17 protein-coding genes are annotated in these 19448 nt (G+C 72.4%); 12 read left to right on the top strand and 5 right to left on the bottom strand.

All coding sequences use genetic code 11. The features are described from left to right. The first annotated feature begins 78 nt into the window (after window positions 1-78). The 5 genes from BS83_RS24125 (at window position 79) to BS83_RS24105 (ending at window position 5827) form a co-directional block, all read left to right on the top strand. Window positions 79-1716, top strand: coding sequence for an ABC-F family ATP-binding cassette domain-containing protein (locus tag BS83_RS24125; RefSeq protein WP_037605676.1), 1638 nt, complete (start codon window positions 79-81; stop codon window positions 1714-1716). A gap of 270 nt (window positions 1717-1986) precedes the next feature. Then, complete coding sequence (gene rplM, locus BS83_RS24120; RefSeq protein WP_037605674.1) at window positions 1987-2430, top strand: 50S ribosomal protein L13; 444 nt, start codon at window positions 1987-1989, stop codon at window positions 2428-2430. Between the two features lie 43 nt (window positions 2431-2473). After that, window positions 2474-2965 (top strand): 30S ribosomal protein S9, encoded by a 492-nt coding sequence (gene rpsI / locus BS83_RS24115; RefSeq protein ID WP_037605673.1) that lies wholly within the window; start codon window positions 2474-2476, stop codon window positions 2963-2965. 113 nt (window positions 2966-3078) lie between these two features. Next, the gene (gene glmM, locus BS83_RS24110) at window positions 3079-4437 is read left to right on the top strand and encodes a phosphoglucosamine mutase (RefSeq protein WP_037605672.1); all 1359 of its coding nucleotides are present in this window, start codon (window positions 3079-3081) and stop codon (window positions 4435-4437) included. Window positions 4438-4588: 151 nt separating this feature from the next. Continuing rightward, window positions 4589-5827: an aminotransferase class I/II-fold pyridoxal phosphate-dependent enzyme gene (locus tag BS83_RS24105; RefSeq protein ID WP_232248471.1), complete on the top strand. Its 1239-nt coding sequence runs from the start codon at window positions 4589-4591 to the stop codon at window positions 5825-5827. On the opposite strand, the gene coaA is transcribed toward BS83_RS24105, so the two are convergent. Together coaA and BS83_RS24095 are read right to left on the bottom strand one after the other, a co-directional pair. Then, window positions 5824-6804 (bottom strand): type I pantothenate kinase, encoded by a 981-nt coding sequence (gene coaA / locus BS83_RS24100; protein WP_037605670.1) that lies wholly within the window; start codon window positions 6802-6804, stop codon window positions 5824-5826. The two genes, BS83_RS24105 and coaA, sit on opposite strands and share 4 nt — an antisense overlap. A gap of 49 nt (window positions 6805-6853) precedes the next feature. Then, a complete protein-coding gene (locus tag BS83_RS24095) occupies window positions 6854-7366 on the bottom strand; it encodes an FBP domain-containing protein (protein WP_037605669.1) in 513 nt (170 codons plus the stop codon). A 69-nt stretch (window positions 7367-7435) separates the two neighbouring features. Between BS83_RS24095 and BS83_RS24090 the strand changes: the two genes are divergently transcribed. Beyond that, on the top strand, window positions 7436-7993 hold the full coding sequence (locus BS83_RS24090) for a TetR/AcrR family transcriptional regulator (RefSeq protein ID WP_037605668.1): 558 nt from the start codon (window positions 7436-7438) through the stop codon (window positions 7991-7993). Window positions 7994-8003: 10 nt separating this feature from the next. Here BS83_RS24090 and BS83_RS24085 read toward each other — a convergent pair whose 3' ends face one another. From BS83_RS24085 to BS83_RS24075, 3 genes are all read right to left on the bottom strand, one after another. Beyond that, entirely contained in the window at window positions 8004-8507 is a 504-nt protein-coding gene (locus BS83_RS24085; protein ID WP_037605666.1) for a DinB family protein, read from the bottom strand. A 56-nt stretch (window positions 8508-8563) separates the two neighbouring features. Then, entirely contained in the window at window positions 8564-11734 is a 3171-nt protein-coding gene (locus tag BS83_RS24080; protein WP_063774220.1) for a BTAD domain-containing putative transcriptional regulator, read from the bottom strand. Window positions 11735-11966: 232 nt separating this feature from the next. Then, complete coding sequence (locus BS83_RS24075; protein ID WP_084713988.1) at window positions 11967-12578, bottom strand: TetR/AcrR family transcriptional regulator; 612 nt, start codon at window positions 12576-12578, stop codon at window positions 11967-11969. 72 nt (window positions 12579-12650) lie between these two features. Here BS83_RS24075 and BS83_RS24070 point away from each other — a divergent pair, with 72 nt between their 5' ends. The 6 genes from BS83_RS24070 to BS83_RS24045 all read left to right on the top strand — a co-directional run bounded on the left by BS83_RS24070 (window position 12651) and on the right by BS83_RS24045 (window position 19372). Then, window positions 12651-13808 (top strand): acyl-CoA dehydrogenase family protein, encoded by a 1158-nt coding sequence (locus BS83_RS24070; protein ID WP_037605665.1) that lies wholly within the window; start codon window positions 12651-12653, stop codon window positions 13806-13808. Window positions 13809-13846: 38 nt separating this feature from the next. Next, a complete protein-coding gene (locus tag BS83_RS24065) occupies window positions 13847-14608 on the top strand; it encodes an SDR family NAD(P)-dependent oxidoreductase (protein ID WP_037605664.1) in 762 nt (253 codons plus the stop codon). 166 nt (window positions 14609-14774) lie between these two features. Beyond that, window positions 14775-16634, top strand: coding sequence for a glutamine--fructose-6-phosphate transaminase (isomerizing) (gene glmS, locus BS83_RS24060; RefSeq protein ID WP_084713985.1), 1860 nt, complete (start codon window positions 14775-14777; stop codon window positions 16632-16634). Window positions 16635-16724: 90 nt separating this feature from the next. After that, a complete protein-coding gene (locus BS83_RS24055) occupies window positions 16725-17093 on the top strand; it encodes a holo-ACP synthase (protein ID WP_037609754.1) in 369 nt (122 codons plus the stop codon). 41 nt (window positions 17094-17134) lie between these two features. Next, complete coding sequence (locus BS83_RS24050) at window positions 17135-18787, top strand: bifunctional ADP-dependent NAD(P)H-hydrate dehydratase/NAD(P)H-hydrate epimerase (protein ID WP_037605661.1); 1653 nt, start codon at window positions 17135-17137, stop codon at window positions 18785-18787. Window positions 18788-18877: 90 nt separating this feature from the next. Beyond that, complete coding sequence (locus BS83_RS24045) at window positions 18878-19372, top strand: L,D-transpeptidase (RefSeq protein WP_408641034.1); 495 nt, start codon at window positions 18878-18880, stop codon at window positions 19370-19372. Window positions 19373-19448 lie beyond the last annotated feature (76 nt).

The following is a 19448-nucleotide window of genomic DNA, read 5'->3' as shown; positions in this document are numbered from 1 at the left end:
TCTGCCAATCGCCGAGGTGAGGGGGCCTGTGGAAAACCCGTTTTGCCCCGAAGCCGCGGGCGGAGAGAATCGCTGACCATGGGACACGTCGAGATTTCGCACCTGGAGTACTACCTGCCGGACGGGCGGGTGCTCTTCGACGACGCGTCCTTCCGGGTCGGCGAGGGCGCCGCCGTCGCCCTGGTCGGGGCCAACGGCGCCGGCAAGACCACGCTGCTGCGGCTGATCGCGGGTGACCTCCAGCCGCACGGCGGCACCGTGACCGTCAGCGGCGGCCTGGGCGTGATGCGCCAGTTCGTCGGGACGACGGGTCGCGAGTCGCCGCTCGCCGACGACGCCTCGGTGCGGGACCTGCTGGTGGCCGTGGCTCCGCCGAAGGTCAAGAAGGCGGCGCTGGCCGTGGACGCGGCCGAGCTGGCGATGATGGCGCAGGACGACGAGCGGACGCAGATGGCCTACGCCCAGGCGCTGGCCGACTGGGCCGACGCGGGCGGCTACGAGTACGAGACCACCTGGGACGTGTGCACCGTCGCCGCCCTCGGGACGCCCTACGAGCGGGCCCAGTGGCGGTCGCTGGCCACGCTCTCGGGCGGCGAGCAGAAGCGGCTGGTGCTGGAGGCCCTGCTGCGCGGCACCGACGAGGTGCTGCTGCTGGACGAGCCGGACAACTACCTGGACGTCCCCGGCAAGCGCTGGCTGGAGGAGCAGATCCGGCAGACCAAGAAGACCGTGGTCTTCGTCTCGCACGACCGCGAGCTGCTGGCCAACTCCGCCGAGAAGATCGTCAGCGTGGAGCGCGGCCTGGACTCCAGCGAGGTCTGGGTGCACGGCAGCGGATTCGCGAGCTACCACGAGGCCCGCGAGGAGCGCTTCGCCCGCTTCGAGGAGCTGCGCCGACGCTGGGACGAGAAGCACGCCCAGCTGAAGAAGCTGGTCCTGGACATGCGCGAGTACGCGGCCCGCTCGCACGACATGGCCTCGCGGTACGCGGCGGCCACGACGCGGCTGCGGAAGTTCGAGGAGGTCGGCCCGCCGCCGGAGCCGCCGCGCAAGCAGGCGATCACCATGCGGCTGAAGGGCGGCCGCACCGGCGTGCGCGCCTTCACCTTCGAGAAGCTGGAGCTCACCGGGCTGATGAAGCCCTTCGACCTGGAGGTCTACTACGGCGAGCGGGTCGCCGTGCTGGGCTCGAACGGGTCGGGGAAGTCGCACTTCCTGCGGCTGCTGGCCGGCCAGGACGTGACGCACACCGGCGCCTGGAAGCTGGGCGCCCGCGTCGTGCCGGGCCACTTCGCGCAGACGCACGCGCACCCGGAGCTCTACGGCCGCACCACCAGGGAGATCCTGGAGTCCGAGCACGCGATGGACCGCAAGGCGGCCATGAGCGTGCTGCGCCGCTATGAGCTCCATCACCAGGAGGACATCCGCTTCGAGAACCTCTCCGGCGGTCAGCAGGCCCGGTTGATGATCCTGCGCCTGGAGCTCTCCGGCGCGACGGCGCTGCTGCTGGACGAGCCGACGGACAACCTGGACCTGGAGAGCGCCGAGGCGCTGCAGGAGGGCCTGGAGGCTTTTGAAGGCACGGTTCTGGCGGTGACGCACGACCGCTGGTTCGCCCGTACCTTCGACCGCTTCCTGGTCTTCGGCGAGGACGGAAGGGTCGTCGAGGCGCCCGAGCCGGTCTGGGATGTCGCCCGAGTGGTTCGGGAACGGTGAACGGGCACGTAGACTTGTCCATAGCTTGTGGATAACCAGCACGGTTCGCGGTGCGCGTTTTGACCCGCCCGCCACCGTGCCGGTATTCTGCGAGTTCGTTGTGCGTATTGGCTCGCTCTATCTCACGTGAGAGGTCGGTACGCCGGTCCGCCAGGTCGATGAACGGCGGCACTGATCACCCGATTGCGTCCGGGTCCGGTGCTGAGGCTGTTCCGATCGTCCCGGTGGCCCTGTCAGGCACACACTCACTGAAAAGCGAAGGCTACGACCGTGCGTACGTACAGCCCCAAGCCCGGCGACGTCCAGCGTCAGTGGCTCGTCATCGACGCCCAGGACGTTGTCCTCGGCCGTCTGGCCTCTCAGGCCGCCACCCTCCTCCGGGGTAAGCACAAGCCGGTGTACGCGCCGCACGTTGACATGGGTGACTTCGTCATCATCATCAACGCTGACAAGGTGCACCTGTCCGGCAACAAGAAGACCCAGAAGCTGGCCTACCGCCACTCTGGCTTCCCGGGTGGTCTGCGGTCCGTCCGCTACGACGAGCTGCTGGACAAGAACCCCGAGAAGGCCGTCGAGAAGGCCATCAAGGGCATGCTCCCGAAGAACTCCCTGGGCCGTCAGATGCTCTCGAAGCTGAAGGTCTACTCGGGCGACCAGCACCCCCACGCTGCGCAGCAGCCGGTGCCGTTCGAGATCACCCAGGTCGCGCAGTAATACCGGCCACCCCGAATCTGACAAGAAGTAGCTGAGGAGAATCGTGGCCGAGACCACTGCCGAGCTCCCCCTCGAGGTCGAGGAGACCTTCGAGGTCGAGGAGACCGAGTACACCAGCGAGTCCCTTCCCTCCCGTTTCGGCGAGGCCCTTCCGGGCGCCGGTCTGGGTCGCCGCAAGGAGGCGATCGCCCGCGTGCGCATCGTCCCCGGCACCGGCCAGTGGAAGATCAACGGTCGCACCCTGGAGGAGTACTTCCCCAACAAGGTGCACCAGCAGACCGTGAACGACCCGTTCAAGATCCTTGAGCTGGACGACCGTTACGACGTCGTCGCCCGCATCAACGGCGGCGGCATCTCCGGCCAGGCCTACGCCCTGCGTCTCGGTGTCGCCCGTGCGCTGAACGAGGCCGACGTCGACGCCAACCGCCCGGCGCTGAAGAAGGCCGGCTTCCTGACGCGTGACCCGCGTGCGGTCGAGCGCAAGAAGGCCGGTCTCAAGAAGGCCCGCAAGGCGCCGCAGTACAGCAAGCGCTAGTCGCACCCCGCTCCGCCGTTCAGATGGGGGAGCTGGTTTTCGCCACGCCCTGGGAGCACCTTGTGTTCCCAGGGCGTGGTTCGTTCATACCCGGACACCCGGAGGTTTTGGCAGTGGGACGACTCTTTGGCACCGACGGCGTACGCGGGCTCGCGAACGTGGATCTGACCGCCGAGATGGCGATGGGACTCTCGGTCGCCGCCGCGCACGTGCTCGGTGACCTGGGCGCGTTCGAGGGCCATCGGCCGGTGGCCGTGGTGGGCCGCGACCCGCGCGCCTCGGGGGAGTTCCTTGAGGCCGCGGTCGTCGCCGGCCTCGCCAGCTCCGGCGTGGACGTGCTCCGCCTCGGCGTGCTGCCGACCCCGGCGGTCGCGTACCTGACCGAGGCGCTGGGCGTGGACTTCGGCGTCATGCTCTCGGCGAGCCACAACCCGATGCCGGACAACGGCATCAAGTTCCTGGCCAAGGGCGGCTTCAAGCTGGACGATGCGATCGAGGACGCCATCGAGGCGCACTACGAGCGTTTCGGCGGCGAGGAGCCCACCCGCCCGACCGGCGCGGCCGTCGGCCGCCTCCGCGACCACGACGCCGGGCTCGGCCAGTACGTCGCGCACCTGGTCAGCGTGCTGCCGAACCGGCTCGACGGCCTGCGCGTCGTCCTGGACACCGCGCACGGCGCCGCGTCGACCGCCTCCCCCGAGGCGTTCCGCCGCGCGGGCGCGGAGGTCGTCCACGTGATCGGCGCCGAGCCTGACGGGCTCAACATCAACGACGGCGTCGGCTCGACCCACCTGGGCCCGCTGCGTGCGGCGGTCGTCGAGCACGGCGCGGACCTCGGCCTCGCCCACGACGGCGACGCCGACCGCTGCCTGGCCGTGGACCACCAGGGCAACGAGATCGACGGCGACCAGATCCTGGCGATCCTGGCGCTGGGGCTGCGCGAGGCCGGGGTCCTGGCGAAGGACACCGTCGTGGCGACGGTCATGTCCAACCTGGGCTTCAAGCTGGCGATGGAGCGCGAGGGCATCGACCTGATCCAGACGGCGGTCGGCGACCGCTACGTGCTGGAGTCGATGAAGGAGCACGGCTACACGCTCGGCGGCGAGCAGTCGGGCCACGTCATCCTGCTGGACCACGCGACGACCGGCGACGGCACGCTGACCGGCCTGATGCTGGCGGCTCGGGTCGCGGCGACCAAGCAGACGCTGGCGGAGCTGGCCTCGGTGATGACGCGGCTGCCGCAGGTCATGATCAACGTCAAGGGCGTCGACAAGGCGCGGGCCTCGCAGGACGAAGCGCTGCTCGCCGCTGTCGCGGCGGCCGAGGCGGAACTGGGCGAGACCGGTCGCGTCCTCCTCCGTCCCTCCGGGACGGAGCCGCTCGTTAGGGTCATGGTGGAGGCGGCCAACCACGAGCAGGCCCAAGCGGTCTGCGAGCGGCTCGCCACCGTGGTGAAGGACCGGTTGAGCTAAGACGTAGTTGCACCATCAGGGGCGCGAGGAACTGCGCGACAAGCCACCCACGCAGGTAGAGCCCCGAACGCACAGGGCCGTCCGCATGTCGGTGGTTTCTCGCGCAGTTCCCCGCGCCTCTCACGTTTGCCACCTGAGGGAGTGCGGAAAAGTGACGCTTCGTGAGGAATACACAGCTCTGCAGGCGCGCGGCCTGAAGCTGGATCTGACGCGGGGGAAGCCCTCCGCGGAGCAGTTGGACCTGGCGGCCCGGCTGCTGGAGCTGCCCGGGGGCGCGGACCACCTCGCCGCCGACGGGTCGGACACCCGCAACTACGGCGGTCCCACCGGCCTGCCCGAGCTGATCGAGATCTTCTCGCCGCTGCTCGGCATCCCGCAGGGGCAGCTGTTGGCGCTCGGCAACGCCAGCCTGCAGATCATGCACGACGTGATCGCCGACGCGCTGCTCTCCGCCGTGCCCGGCGCCCCGCGCCGGTGGGTGGAGGAGGACGAGATCGCCTTCCTGTGCCCGGTGCCCGGCTACGACCGGCACTTCGCGCTGTGCGAGCGCTTCGGGATCACGATGATTCCGGTCGCGCTGACCGGCGCGGGCCCGGACATGGACGAGGTCGAGCGGCTCGTCGCCGAGGACCCGCGGATCAAGGGCATCTGGTGCGTGCCCGCGTACAGCAACCCCAGCGGTGAGGTCTACAGCGCCGAGACCGTCCGCCGCCTGGCGGCCATGCCGACGGCCGCGCCGGACTTCCGGATCTTCTGGGACAACGCCTACGCCCTGCACGACCTGACGGACCGCCGGGTGGAGCTCGACTCGATCCTGGACGCCTGCGCGCTGGCCGGGAACGCCGACCGGGCCTTCGTCTTCGCGTCGACCTCCAAGATCAGCCTGGCCGGGGCGGGCGTCGCCTTCTTCGGCTCCTCGGTGGCCAACGTCGAGTGGTACAAGGGCCTGCTGGCCAAGCAGACCATCGGCCCCGACAAGGTCAACCAGCTGCGTCACGTGCGCTTCTTCGGCGACGCGGACGGCGTGCTCGCGCACATGGCCAAGCACCGGGCGCTGCTGGCGCCGCGCTTCGAGACCGTGGAGCACGTGCTGGAGCACGAGCTCGGCGGGCGCGGGATCGCGAGCTGGAGCCGGCCCGAGGGCGGCTACTTCGTCAGCCTGGAGGTGCCGGACGGCTGCGCGGCGGAGGTCGTGCGGCTGGCCAAGGAGGCGGGCGTGGCGCTGACCCCGGCCGGAGCGGCGTTCCCCTACGGGCACGACCCGCGCGACCACCACATCCGCATCGCCCCGAGCTACCCCTCGCTGCCCGAGCTGCGCGAGGCGATGGAGGCCGTGGCGCTCTGCGTGCGTCTGGCCGCCGAGGAGGCGAAGGTCGCGCAGGAGGGCTAGAGCTTGCGCAGGCGGACGCGCTGGACCTTGTGATCGCCGCCCTTGCGGAGGATGAGGTCCGCGCGGCCGCGGGTGGGCGCGACGTTCTCGACGAGGTTGGGGCGGTTGATGGTCCGCCAGAGATGGCGGGCGTAGTCGAGCGCCTCCGGCTCGGAGACCTCCGCGTAGCGGCGGAAGTAGGAGTCGGGGTTCTGGAACGCCGTCTCGCGCAGCTTCCTGAAGCGCTGCAGGTACCAGTTCTCGATGTCGTCCGCGCGGGCGTCGACGTAGATCGAGAAGTCGAAGAAGTCCGCGACCGCGACCCTGGTGCGGCCGTCCTGCCCCGGCAGGGCGGGCTGCAGCACGTTCAGGCCCTCGACGATCAGGATGTCGGGGCGACGGACCGTCAGCCGCTCGTCGGGGACGATGTCGTAGACGAGGTGCGAGTAGACCGGCGCGCTGACCGCGTCCTTGCCGGACTTGATGTCGGCCACGAAGCGGGTGAGCGCTCTGCGGTCGTAGGACTCGGGGAAGCCCTTGCGGGACATCAGGCCGCGCCGGCGCAGCTCCTCGTTGGGCAGCAGGAAGCCGTCCGTGGTGACCAGCTCCACCCGGGGGTGCTCGGGCCAGCGGGCCAGCATGGCCTGGAGCAGACGGGCGGTGGTCGACTTGCCGACCGCGACCGAGCCGGCCACGCCGATGACGAAGGGCGTGCCCGCCTGGGTGTGGGTGTGCTCGTTGCTGTCCAGGAAGTCGTTCAGGGCACCGCGCAGCCGGCCCGTCGCCGTCACGTAGAGGTTGAGCAGACGGGAGAGCGGCAGGTAGACGTCCTGGACCTCGGCGAGGTCGATCACGTCGCCCAGACCGCGCAGCCGCTCCAGCTCGGCGGCGGTCAGCGGCAGCGGGGTGCGCTCGTGGAGCGCGCTCCACTCGGCGCGGTCGAGGTCGACGAAGGGGGACGCGTCAGCGCGGCGGTGGGCTTCCAGCGTGGTCGGCACGGTCCTATTGTCTGCCGAGAAGCGGGGGAACAGCGGCGAGAGATACGTCTCAGCGTGGGCCGGCCGGGTCGAGGACCTGGTCGAGGAAGGCGTCCAGCTTGCCGCGGAGCCTTTCGGCCTGTTCCTCCACGGTGAGCGACTCCTCCAGCCTGGCGCCCGGTTCGGCCTTCTTCAGCCCCCGGATGTAGAGCGGGCAGGCGAGGTCGGTGCACATGTACAGACCGACCGTGTTGCCCTCCCGACCTGCCTTGCCCGCCCGGCGTGCGGTCAGCAGGGAGACGCCGTTGCGCGGGTGCGTGGTGAGGCAGAGCGAGCACAGGCTGCGTGCCAGGAAGCCGCGCTGCGGAGGCGGGAAACGCAGCGTGATGCCGACCAGCGCACCGTCGGGACGCATGGAGACCAGCGCGCAGCGGTCCGGTGCGCCTGGATCGCGCCAGCCGAAGAAGTCGAGCGAGGCCCAAGGGCGCTCGTCCAGGTCGTGCGGGACGTGGAGGCGGGCGGCCTCGCCCTTGGTGCAGTTGACGAAGGAGGCGCGGATGTCGTGTTCGGTGAGCCGGTCCATGGGAGCGACGCTAAGCTTTCCTAGGAGCCCTAGGCAAATTATTTAGCGGATTAGGTTGGAGGCGGTGGGATGGCACGCGCGGGATTGACCGCTGAACGGGTGACCCGGGCGGCGGCGGACCTCGCGGACGAGGTGGGGCTGGAGCGGGTCACCGTCGCCGCACTGGCGCGGAGCTTCGGGGTGGCCGACGCGAGCCTCTACTCGCACGTCCGCAACCTGGCCGCGCTGCGCGAGCAGGTCGCGGCCTTCGCGGCGGGGGAGTTCGCCTCGCTGCTGGAGGAGGCGGTCGCGGGGCGGGCCGGCAGGGACGCCCTGTTCGCGTTCGGCGACGCGTACCGCCGCTTCGCCCTGGCCCACCCGGGCCGGTACGCGGCGACGCAGCTGCCGGTGCCCTCCGAGGGCGGGACCAGGATCGTCGAGGCCTGCGCCGCGCTGTTCCGCGGTTACGACCTGGAGCCCGTCGCCGCCATCGACGCCGCGCGGCTGCTGCGCAGCACCTTCCACGGCTGGGCGGTCTTCGAGTCGAGCTGGGGGTTCCGGGCCGAGCGCCCGGTGGAGGAGTCCTGGCAGGCCGCGCTCGGCGCGCTCGACGGCGCGCTGCGCGCCTGGGGGTCCCCAGGCGCGTGACGGGCGCCGATCAGGCGCCGGTGCGGCCGTCGGCGATCTCGCGCAGGATGTCGGCGTGGCCGTTGTGGCGCGCCGTCTCCTCGATCAGGTGCAGCAGGATCCAGCGCAGGTTGGGGTACGTGCCGTCGCGGAACGGCCGCTTGGCGGTGGCGTCCAGGTCGGAGCCTGCGACGAGCTCCCTGAACCGGACGGACTGCGCCTCGTACTCGGCGAGGAGCTGCTCCAGCGGGAAGTCGACCGCGATCCGCATCTCGCGGTCGGGGTCCTCGTCCGTCCACGGGCCCTCGTCCTCGCCGCCCAGGAAGATCACCTCGAACCAGAAGTACTCGACCCAGCGGAGGTGGTTGACCAGTCCGCACAGGGTCATCAGCGGCGAGCCGGGCAGCGGCGCCTTGCGGGCGTCCTCGGCGGACAGCTCGGCGCACTTGTCCCGCACCGTGGCGCGGACGTAGTCGAGGAAGGTGGCGAGCTGGGTGCGTTCGTCCCAGGCGGGCGGAGTGTCGGTTCGCGTCATGGCTGTCGATCCTGGTCGAGCCGGCGGCCGCTGTCGACGGGTTTTCGGACGGACCGTCAGAGCATGTGCGGGGGAGGGGCGTCGAGCTCGACGCCCAGCTCCGCGAAGACCTCCGCGCGCGGGCACGCCCGGCCGCGCTCGTAGGCGGCCAGGTAGGCGCTCTCGCCCAGCCGTTCAGTGGCCGCGGCCGAGTCCCTGGCCAGCTCCCAGGAGGAGAGGTCGGGCACCCCGCGCTGGCCGTGCGACGCGCCGAGGCAGAACGCGGCCAGCTCGGGCTCGTCCCGACGCAGCGCCAGGTCGGCGTAGCTCTGCAGCGCCGCCGCGATGATCGGCCCGTCGTAGGAGGCGGCGGCCGAGCGCAGCGCCTGTTCGTGCGCCTGCTCCGCCTCGGCGATGTTGTCGCAGGCGGCCTGGGCCTGGCCCGTCGCCATCAGCAGCAGCGCCTTGATCTGGGGCAGCCCGTTCATCCTGCGGTCCAGCAGCGACAGGGCCTCCTCCAGCAGCGGCAGCGCCCGCTCCGGCTCGCCCGACCTGCGGTAGGCGTTGGCCAGGGCGGTGCAGGTCGAGATGAACGGGGACCAGGAGCCGCTGGCCCGGGCGGCGTCGGCCAGCCGTTCCAGCTCGGCCACGTCCTCGGCGGCGCCCGCGGAGGCGTAGCGGGCGGCGATCATCCTGGCCCGGTACTCGGGGGAGTCCGCGTTGACGCCCATCCGCTGCTCGCAGGCGATGGCCTCCTCCCAGAGCGCCACCGCTCCGTCGGGGTCGCCGCGCCAGAGAGCGAAGTCGGCCAGGCCCGAGCGGACGAAGGACTGCCCCCACAGGTCGCCGACCTCGCGGTAGCGTTCGGCCGCCTCCCACAGCGTCCGCTCGGCCTCCTCGGCCCGGCCCTCGTTCTGCAGGGCGTAGCCCAGAAAGAGGCAGCCGGTCGCCTGCACCCACGGGTTCGGCGTGCGGGCCAGCCGCTGGGCCAGGTCCAGGACCTGCCAGTCCTTCTGCTCGAAGAGCGCGGTCATGATGTCGAGCATCGGCAGCAGCGGGTGGGCGTCCGGGTCGGACAGCCCGTCGCGCAGGGCGATCGCCCCGCGCAGCAGCTCCATCGTCGGGTCGAGCACCCAGTCGGAGTCCAGGCTGTAGAGCGCGGTGATGCCGTAGGAGACGGCGCGCGCCAGCGGGTCCACCCCGTCGGCGGGCAGCGCCAGCGCCTGGTGGATCAGCGGCAGGTTCTCGCCCTGCTCGCCGCGCCGCCACAGGTACCAGCCGAGTGCGGCGACCAGCCGCAGCGCGGTCGAGGCGTCACCGCGCTCGACGGACCAGCGCAGCGCGGCGATGAGGTTGTCGTGGGCGCCGGTGAACCAGGCGAGGGTGGTGACCTGTTCCGGGCCGTAGAGCTTCGGTTCGCCGCGCTCGGCGAGGGCGAGGTAGTAGGCGGCGTGGGCGTCCCTGGTGGCAGTGGTGGCCTGTTCGGCGGCCAGACGCTCGGCGGCGTAGACACGGATGGTCTCCAGCAGCCGGTAACGGCCGGCGTCGGTCCGGACCACCAGCGACTTGTCGACGAGCGCGGCCAGCACGTCGAAGATCTCGTCCCCGGCCGGGTCCCCGGTCGGCCCCTCCGTCGGCCCCGGGGCGCCGCAGATCTGCTCGATCGCGTCCAGTTCGGCCTGGCCGGAGAAGACGGAGAGCCGGGCCAGCAGCGCGCGCTCGGAGGTCTCCAGCAGGTCCCAGCTCCAGTCCACGACGGCGCGCAGAGTGCGGTGACGCGGCAGCGCGGCGCGGCTGCCCCCGGTCAGCAGCTGGAAGCGCTGGGCCAGCCGCTCGGCGATGCCCTCGGGGTCCAGGCTGCGCATCCGGGCGGCGGCGAGCTCGATGGCGAGCGGCTGCCCGTCGAGGGCGCGGCAGACGGTGACGATCGCGCGCAGCTCGGCCGAGGTCGGCGCGTATCCGGGGCGCACGGCGCGAGCCCGGTCGAGGAAGAGCCGGACGGCGGGGAAACCGGTGGTGTCGTCCTCCCCGCCCACCTCGTCGGTCGGGGCGGGCAGTCCGAGCGGCGGGACGGGCAGCAGTTGCTCCCCGGTGATGGCGAGCGGCTCGCGGCTGGTGGCGAGGATCCGGAGCCGTGGGCAGGCGGCGAGCAGGCGCGCGCTGAGCGAGGCGGCGGCCTCGACCAGATGCTCGCAGTTGTCGAGCAGGAGCAGCATGTCGGTGGTGCCGATCGCGTCGATCAGACGCTCGGTCACATCGGCGCCCGCGGCCCCGGGCACCGGGCGGGTCGGGGTGGCCTCACGCCAGTTCATGGTGGCGGCCACGGCCCCGGGGACGTCGGCGGGATCGCCGACGGGGGCGAGCTCGACCAGGCGCAGCGGCGTCGGATGGGACCGTGCGGACTCGATCGCGAGCCTGGTCTTCCCCGCCCCGCCGGGGCCGATGAGGGTCACCAGCCGACTCCCGGTGAGCGCCGTGCGGAGCGCGGCGATCTCGGGTTCGCGGCCGAGGAAGCTGGTGAGCGCGGCCGGCAGCGCGTGCGCGGTGCTCGGCGCTGGCGGCGTCTGCTGGCCCTCCTCCTCGGTGAGCACGGCGAGGTGCGCGGCGCGCAGCAGCGGTGAGGGGTCGGCGCCCAGCTCCTCGGCGAGGACGGCGCGCCCCTCCTCGTAGGTGGCCAGCGCCTCTCCGGTCCGTCCGGCCTGCGACAGCGCGCGCAGCAGTTGTGCGCGCGGCCGTTCGCGCAGCGGCTCCGCCGCGACGGCGGCGCGCAGCGCGGCGATCTGCGCGGGCCCGTTGCCCCGGGCGATCTCGGCGTCGGTCTGCTCGTCCTCCGCGCCCTGCCGGAGCGCGAGCAGCCGTGCGGCCTCGTCGGGGTGCCCCGGCAGGTCCGGCGCCCCGCGCCAGAGCCCGAGCGCGCGCGGGTAGTCGTGCGCCTGCAGCGCCTCGGCGAAGACGACGGCGTCGACCTCGTCCGGCTCCAGTGCGAGCCGGTACCCGGCGGGTGTCAGCGCGACCGCGTCCCGCCCGAGCGCGGCCCGCAGCCGCGAGGCCAACGCCTGGACCGCGTTCGCGGGGTTGGCCGGCGCGGCGTCGGGCCACAGCGTCTCGGTCAGTGCCCCGAGGGACACCGCCCTCCCGGGCGTGAGCGCGAGCGCGACGAGAAGGGTACGAAGCCGCTCGCCCTTGAGCTGGACGGTGTCACCTTCGGGGCCAGCGACGATCATCGGGCCGAGCAGTCGAATCCGCACGGACCAATTGTGCAGGGCGCTCCGCGCAGGAGGGCCGGTTGCACTACCTCAGGGGCGCGGGGCTCTGCCGATATGCGTCTCAGGCGCGTGGGCGCGGCAAGCCAACGGCGTGCGGATGGTCCGGGGCGCGCAGGGCCATCCGCACAGGGCGGTTCCTCGCGCAGTTCCTCGCGCCCCTGAGGCACTGCCGGGTTTCTCGCGTGCGAAGGTTCCTCGCGCCCCCAAGGGCGCGTCAGCGGCTGAGGCCGTGGAGCAGGAGTTCGGCGAGGTGGGCGTAGGCCTCCGCGTCGGCGAGGCCCGTCGCCGTGGCGACCTGCCGCTGCTGGATGCGGACCATGACCGAGGAGATGACGTCCGCCGCGAACGCCACATGGACCTCGCGGAACTCCCCCGCCGCCACGCCCTCCTCGATCAACTGCTCCACGCGCCGGGCCGCCGCTCGCGTGTTCCTCTCGTAGACCTCGGAGGCCGGCTCGAAGCCGGCTACATCTTCGAAGAACCGCGGCGACAGCGGCGCCAGCTGCGCCGCCACCGCGCGGAGGTACGCGGCGAGCCGGTCGGCCGGGCCGGGCTCCGCGGCGACGGCCGCCTCCACCCGCACCGTCGCGTTGCGGAAGAAGTGCACCACCACGGCCCTGACCAGCTGTTCCTTGCTGTCCGCGAGCCCGTACAGCGTGCGCTTGGAGCAGCGCAGCCGCGCCGCCAGGTCGTCGAGGGTGAGGTGGGCGAACCCCTCCTGGGTGAGCAGGCCCACCAGCTCCTCGAACAGCTCGGACCGGCGCGCGGCGCCACGGCCGGTCTGCTTGGGTCCGATGGTCTCGGAGGTCTCGATCACGTGCCCCATTATCGCGGCGAGCGATTAGCGCTACGATTTCCGGTACTGACGTACCGCTCAGAGTACCGCTTGGAGCCCGCGATGCCCGTTGACCGTCTGCTTCCCACCCCGGAGGCCGAGGACCTGATCGCGCTGACCAGGGAACTCGCCGACAAGGAGCTCGCCCCGAAGGCGGACGGGCACGAGAAGGGCGAGATCTACCCTGAGGGCCTCTTCGCCACCCTCGGCCGAGCCGGACTGCTGGGGCTGCCGTACTCCGAGGACTTCGGCGGCGGCGAGCAGCCGTACGAGGTCTACCTCCAGGTCCTGGAGGAGCTGGCCGCCCGCTGGGCCGCCATCGCGGTGGCCACCAGCGTGCACACGCTCGCCTGCCACCCGGTCAGCGCCTTCGGCACCGACGCGCAGAAGGAGCGCTGGCTGCCGGCCATGCTCGGCGGCGAGCTGATCGGCGGCTACAGCCTCTCCGAGCCGCAGGCCGGTTCCGACGCCGCCGCGCTGACCTGCAAGGCGGAGCAGGTCACCGATGCGGGCGGCGAGCTCACCGGTTACCGCATCACCGGCAACAAGGCGTGGATCACCCACGGCGGCAAGGCCGACTTCTACGCCCTCTTCGCCCGGACCGCGCCGGGCAGCCGCGGCATTTCCTGCTTCCTCGCGCCGGGCCAGGCGGACGGGCTGAGCTTCGGCAAGCCGGAGGAGAAGATGGGGCTCCAGGCGGTCCCGACCACCTCGGCCATGTGGGACGGCGCGGTCATCGACGCGGACCGGCTGATCGGCACGGAGGGGCAGGGCCTCCAGATCGCGTTCAGCGCGCTCGACAGCGGTCGCCTCGGCATCGCCGCCTGCGCCACCGGGCTCGCCCAGGCGGCGCTCGACGCGGCCGTCGGCTACGCCAACGAGCGGACCACCTTCGGTCGGAAGATCGTCGACCACCAGGGTCTCGGCTTCCTGCTGGCCGACATGGCCGCCGCCGTCGACTCCGCCCGCGCGACCTACCTCGACGCCGCGCGCCGCCGCGACCTCGGCCGCCCGTTCAGCCGTCAGGCCAGCGTCGCCAAGCTGATCGCCACGGACGCGGCGATGAAGGTGACGACGGACGCGGTCCAGGTGCTGGGCGGCTACGGCTACACCCGCGACTTCCCGGTCGAGCGCTACATGCGCGAGGCGAAGATCATGCAGATCTTCGAGGGGACGAACCAGATCCAGCGGCTGGTGATCAGCCGTCAGCTCGCGCAGTAACGTCGAAACGATCGATCGCTCCAACCCCGAGGAGACCCATGGACATCGCCGGATCCGCCGCCCTGGTCACCGGCGCCGCGTCAGGTCTTGGCGCGGCGACGGCGGCCGCGCTGGCCGCGCGCGGCGCGACCGTCTACGGCCTTGACCTGGACAAGGCCGTGGCCGCGGCCGGCCCGCAGCCGGACGGCGTCACCCTGCTCGCCGCCGACGTCACCGAGGACGCCCCGGTGCGCGAGGCCCTGGCGCGGATCGACGACGACGGCGCGGAGCTGCGGCTCGCGGTCAACTGCGCCGGGATCGCCCCCTCGGCCCGCATCCTGGGCCGCGGCGGCCCGCACGACCTGGACCTCTTCCACACCGTGCTGAAGGTCAACCTGCTGGGCACCTTCAACGTGATGCGGCTCGCGGCGGAGGCGATCGCCCGGCAGGAGCCGGACGCGAACGGCCAGCGCGGACTGATCGTCAACACGGCGTCGATCGCCGCCTTCGAGGCGCAGATCGGCCAGATCGCCTACGCCGCGAGCAAGGCCGGCGTGGCCGGGATGACCGTGACGGCGGCGCGCGACCTGGCGCAGCACGGCATCCGCGTGGTGACGATCGCCCCGGGCATCGTGGACACCCCGATGATGGCCGGCTTCAGCGACGAGGTCCGCGCCGGCCTGGGCGCGAGCGTCACCTTCCCGCAGCGGCTGGCCCGCCCGGAGGAGTACGCCCGCCTGGTCACCATGGTCACCGAGCACGACTACCTCAACGGGGAGACCATCCGCATGGACGGCGCCCTCCGCATGACGGCGCGCTGACGCCGACCCCAGCAGACGGGCCGGTCGTCCCCACCTGACGGGGGCGACCGGCCCGTCGGGCGTCGTATGGGTGATCACATCTGATCTGACCCATATGCACCATGTAAACGTGTGACGAGGATTGCACCTCGCGCAGGCGTCCGAGAACGCGCCTTAAGCTGGGGCGATGTGCGGAATTGTTGGTTACGTGGGCGCGCAGCCCGCCCTGGACGTTGTGCTGTCCGGGCTGCGACGTCTGGAATACCGGGGATACGACTCGGCCGGTGTCGCCGTCCAGACCCCCGAAGGCGACCTCGCGGTCGCGAAGAAGGCAGGCAAGCTCGCCAATCTGGAGAAGCTGCTCGCCGAGACCCCCCTGGCTGAGGGCACAGTCGGGATAGGTCACACCCGTTGGGCCACCCACGGCGGGCCGACCGACGCCAACGCGCACCCCCACGTGGGCGGCGCCGGCAAGGTCGCCGTCGTGCACAACGGGATCATCGAGAACTTCGCCAGGCTCCGGCTGGAGCTCTCCGAGCGCGGCCACGTGCTCGCCTCGGAGACGGATACCGAGGTCGTCGCGCACCTGCTGGCCGAGGCCGTCGACGCGCAGGTCGGCGAGGTGGACCTCGCCGAGGCCATGCGCGTGGTCTGCCGTCAGCTGGACGGGGCCTTCACCCTGGTCGCCGTGCACGCGGACGCGCCGGACGTGGTGGTCGGCGCGCGGCGCAACTCGCCGCTGGTGGTCGGCCGCGGCGAGGGCGAGAACTTCCTCGCCTCCGACGTTGCCGCGTTCATCGCGCACACCCGCGAGGCCATCGAGCTGGGCCAGGACCAGGTCGTCGAGCTGCGCCGCGAGGGCGTGACGATCACCGACTTCCACGGTGCGCCGGGCGAGTTCCGCGAGTACCACGTGGACTGGGACGCGTCGGCCGCCGAGAAGGGCGGCTACGACTACTTCATGCTCAAGGAGATCGCCGAGCAGCCCGAGGCCGTCGCCAACACGCTGCTGGGCCGGATCGACGCGAACGGCTCGCTGACGCTCGACGAGCTGCGCATCGACCACTCCGTGCTGCGCGAGATCGACAAGGTCGTCATCGTGGCCTGCGGCACCGCCTTCCACGCGGGCCTGATCGCGAAGTACGCGATCGAGCACTGGACCCGGATCCCCTGCGAGGTCGAGGTCGCCTCGGAGTTCCGCTACCGCGACCCGATCCTGGACCAGCAGACGCTGGTCATCGCCATCTCGCAGTCCGGCGAGACCATGGACACCCTGATGGCGCTGCGGCACGCGCGCGAGCAGGGCGCGAAGGTCCTGGCGATCTGCAACACCAACGGCTCCACCATCCCGCGGGAGTCCGACGCCGTGCTCTACACGCACGCGGGCCCCGAGGTCGCGGTCGCCTCGACCAAGGCGTTCCTGACCCAGCTGGTCGCCTGCTACCTGGTCGCCCTGTACCTGGGCCAGGTGCGCGGCACCAAGTGGGGCGACGAGATCTTCGAGGTGATCCGCCAGCTCGCGGACGCGCCGCGTCAGGTCGAGCAGGTCCTGGAGACCATGGAGCCGGTGCGCGAGCTCGCGCGCTCGCTGGCGGACGCACCGGCGGTGCTGTTCCTCGGCCGCCACGTCGGCTACCCGGTGGCACTGGAGGGCGCGCTCAAGCTCAAGGAGCTCGCCTACATGCACGCCGAGGGCTTCGCGGCGGGCGAGCTGAAGCACGGTCCGATCGCGCTGATCGAGGAGGGGCTGCCGGTCGTCGTGGTCGTCCCGTCGCCCCGCGGGCGCTCGGTGCTGCACGACAAGATCGTCTCCAACATCCAGGAGATCCGTGCGCGCGGCGCCCGGACCGTGGTGATCGCGGAGGAGGGCGACGAGGCGGTCGTCCCCTACGCCGACCACCTGGTCCGCATCCCGCAGACCCCGACGCTGCTGCAGCCGCTGGTCGCGACGGTCCCGCTGCAGGTCTTCGCCTGCGAGCTGGCGACGGCGAAGGGCCACGAGGTGGACCAGCCGCGCAACCTGGCGAAGTCGGTGACCGTGGAGTAGCCGCGGTCAGTGGCAAGGTGGGGCCCGGGCGCCGTCGTCGACTCTCGTCGGCGGTGCCCGGGCCCTTCGTCATGACCTTGGGAGTTGCTGGTGATCATCGGTGTGGGCATCGACGTGGCGGAGATCGACCGGTTCGACGAGGCGCTGCGGCGCACGCCCGGCATGGCCGACCGGCTCTTCACGCCCGACGAACTGCTGCTGCCCAGCGGCGAACGCCGCGGCATCGCCTCGCTGGCGGCGCGCTTCGCGGCGAAGGAGGCGGTGGCGAAGGCCCTCGGCGCGCCCGGCGACCTCGCCTGGACGGACGCGGTGGTGCGGACCGAGCCGTCCGGCCGGCCGATCCTGACCGTCCACGGGACGGTGGCGGCGTGCGCGGCGCGGCTGGGCGTGCGCTCCTGGCATCTCTCGCTGAGCCACGACGCGGGCGTAGCGTCGGCGGTGGTGATCGCCGAGGGGTGAGGTCCACCCAGGTCCACGTCGAAGGAAGCGGGTCGAGCGCGATGCGTTATGCACACCCTGTGGATTGGGTGCGGGCGGCCGAGGGCGAGCTGATGGCCCGTCTGCCGGAGGGCACGCTGATGCAGCGGGCGGCGGCGGGGCTGGCGGCGACCTGCGCGTCCCTGCTCGGGCGCGTCTACGGCAGTCGCGTCCTGGTCCTGGCGGGCAGCGGCGACAACGGCGGGGACGCCCTCTACGCGGGCGCGCGCCTGGCCCGCCGCGGCGCCCGCGTCCACGCCGCGCTGCTCGCGCCCGAACGCACGCACGCGGCCGCGCTGGCCGCGCTGCTGGCGGCGGGCGGCCGCGTGACGGCCGACCTGGCCGAGGCGGAACGGGCCGACCTCGTCCTCGACGGCATCGTGGGCATCGGCGGCCGCGGGCCGCTGCGCGAGGCCGCCCTGCCCTGGGTCGCCGCGTCGGAACGCGGCGCTGCGACGGTGGTGGCGGTCGACCTTCCCAGCGGCGTCGACCCCGACACCGGCGCGGTCCCCGGCCGGGCGGTCCACGCGGACGTCACAGTCACCTTCGGCACCCACAAACCGGGCCTCCTCATCGACCCCGGCGCCTCCCACGCAGGCGTCCTCCACCTCATCGACATCGGCCTGCGAGGCGCGAACGCCACCTCCGCGGAGCGGGAACCCGGAGCGGGGTTGGAGGCGGAAGCGGGGGGCGGTTCCGGCGGTGCTCCGGGGCAGGGTGCCGCTGCCGGTCGGCCTTCGGCCCCGGAGGCGGGCTCGACGTCGGGTCCGCGTCCGGCCGCTGCCGGCGCGGAGCGGGAACCCGGGGCGGGGTTCGCCGGCTCGGGGGCTCGGCGGGGCGGGCATGTGGTGGAGGTGCTGCAGGCGGGGGACGTGGCCGCGTTGTTGCCGGAGCCGGTGGGGGAGAGTGACAAGTACCGGCGGGGGGTGGTCGGGATCGCGGCGGGGTCGGGGAGGTATCCGGGGGCGGCGGTGTTGGCGGTCGGGGCCGCGTTGAGGGGTGGGGCCGGGGCGGTGCGGTATGTCGGGGCCGCCGCCGAGGCCGTCGTCCGGGCGCATCCGGAGGCGCTGGTGGGCGAGGGCGGGCCCGCGGACGCGGGCCGGGTGCAGGCGTGGGTGGTCGGTCCGGGGCTGGCGCAGGGGCAGGACGCGGAGCGGGCCGTGGCGGAGGCGGTCGCCGCGGGCACGCCGGTGCTGGTCGACGCCGACGGCCTGCGGCTGCTCGCGCAGCGCGGCTCCGCGCCCGCCGACGCGCTGCTGACGCCGCACGCCGGCGAGGCGGTCGCGCTGCTCGCCGGGGCCGGGATCGCGGCCGAGCGCGAGCAGGTCGAGGCGGAGCGCCTGCGCTACGCCCGCGCGATCGCCCGCGCCTACGGCTGCACCGTGCTGCTCAAGGGATCCACCACCGTGGTCACCGGCCCCGAGGGCCCCGCCAGGGTCAATCCGACCGGCACCGCCCAGCTCGCCACCGCCGGCAGCGGCGACGTGCTGGCCGGCCTGGCCGGCGCGCTGCTCGCCGCCGGGCTCGCCCCGCTCGACGCGGGGTCCGTCGCCGCGTACCTGCACGGGCTCGCCGGCCGGCTCTCCTCCGGCGGCGCGCCGACCAGCGCGACCGCGATCACCGCAGCCCTGCCCGAGGCCTGGCGGCTCTGTCTCGACCTTTCGAGTGACATCTGAGTGTTCCGTGCAACCAATCGGGGGACTCCCATGTCTTCTGAACGTCACGACAATCAGCTCAGAGTCTCGGACTACGAAAGCAGGGGCGAGTTGAAGCAGTTGAAGGCGCGCGTCACCGCGGTCGCACTGGCGACGGCGGCGCTGGTCGGCGGGGTCGGCACCGTCGGGGCCGGGCAGGCCGACGCCGTCACCAGGGCGGCGGCCGCGTCGCCCTGTCCGACCACCATCGGCCGGGTGGTCTGCGTGGATCTCACGCACCAGAAGCTCTGGATACAGGACGGCCGGAAGACGATCTACGGTCCGGTCACCGTCCGCACCGGCCGCAAGGGCTACGCCACCAGGCCCGGCCTCTGGCACGTCTACTGGCGCGACCTGCACCACGTGTCCTCGCTCTACGACGTCGCCATGCCCTACAGCCAGTTCTTCGACAAGGGCCAGGCCCTGCACGCCGTCGACATCCCGATGTCCACACCGCCCGGCTCGCACGGCTGCGTCAACATGACCATGCACGACGCCGCCGCCGTCTGGAAGCTGCTCAAGGTCGGCAACGCCGTCGACGTCTTCGGTCGCAAGCCCGGCACCTGACCGGCCCGGCGCCGGGGGCCGCTCCTCGCGCGACGCGCCACTGTGGCGCCCGTCACTTCGGGACGGGCGCCCTCGC

The sequence above is a fragment of the Streptacidiphilus rugosus AM-16 genome (genome assembly GCF_000744655.1).
GTDB lineage: Bacteria > Actinomycetota > Actinomycetes > Streptomycetales > Streptomycetaceae > Streptacidiphilus > Streptacidiphilus rugosus.
The sequence above is the reverse complement of the archived record's forward strand: the minus strand, read 5'-3'. Positions and strand labels throughout refer to the sequence as shown.